Source organism: Vibrio sp. 10N.222.49.A3 (genome assembly GCF_041475145.1).
Classification (GTDB): Bacteria; Pseudomonadota; Gammaproteobacteria; order Enterobacterales; family Vibrionaceae; genus Vibrio; species Vibrio tasmaniensis_A.
The window spans coordinates 1-764 of the sequence record NZ_JBFRVM010000122.1 but is presented as its reverse complement, the minus strand read 5'-3'; the positions used below and the strand labels follow the sequence as shown (position 1 = coordinate 764).

General features: G+C 50.8%; 1 protein-coding gene. It reads left to right on the top strand.

From position 1 onward, the window contains the following. The coding region (locus AB4589_RS19010) for an AAA family ATPase (RefSeq protein WP_372101503.1) at positions 1–764 on the top strand (764 nt) is incomplete at both ends.

Genomic DNA, 764 nt, shown 5'->3' with positions numbered 1-764 from the left:
ATCTCAACCACCAAGGACAGCTTTGTGGCCATCCAAGGGTTAGCCGGTACAGGTAAGTCCACCATGCTTGAATCCAATATTGAACTTATCCAGTTAGTCAAAGAAGCCAGCCAGCAGCCAGAGCAAAGCGTCATCGGTCTTGCGCCCACTCACGCAGCGGTAGCAGAGCTCGAAAGCAAAGGCGTGAAAGCGCAAACCCTGGAAAGCTTGCTCTCTGACATCCGACAAGGCAATCGAGAAGCCAGTGACTATCAACACACCTTGTTCTTTCTCGATGAAAGCTCCATGGTCAGCAACAAGCAAGCCGATGAGTTCACAAAGCTGGTCAATGACAGTCAGTCCAAAACAGCCAAATTGGGCGATAAAGAGCAGCTTTTATCACTCAGTGCCGGTAAACCCTTTGAGCTGGCCATAAGCCAAGGCCGCATCGATACCGCTTACATGACCGATATGGTACGTCCACAAAATGACACCCTGCACAATGCACAGCAAAACACCATTGATAAACAGCCACTCAGCGCCCTAGATAAACTCCAGCAGCAAGCCCCTGATACTCAAAGCAACAGTCAACATGTCATTTCCACGTTGGATGAAAACGACAAAGACCGACGCAGAGCGCAGCTCACCGCCACAGAGAAGCTGCCCTACATGGTCGCCAAAGACTATTTAGAGCGCACCCCCGAAACGCGAGACAACACACTGATTATCGCGTACACCAACCAGGAGCGAGACACCATCACCGAACACATCCGTGTCGGTTTGAT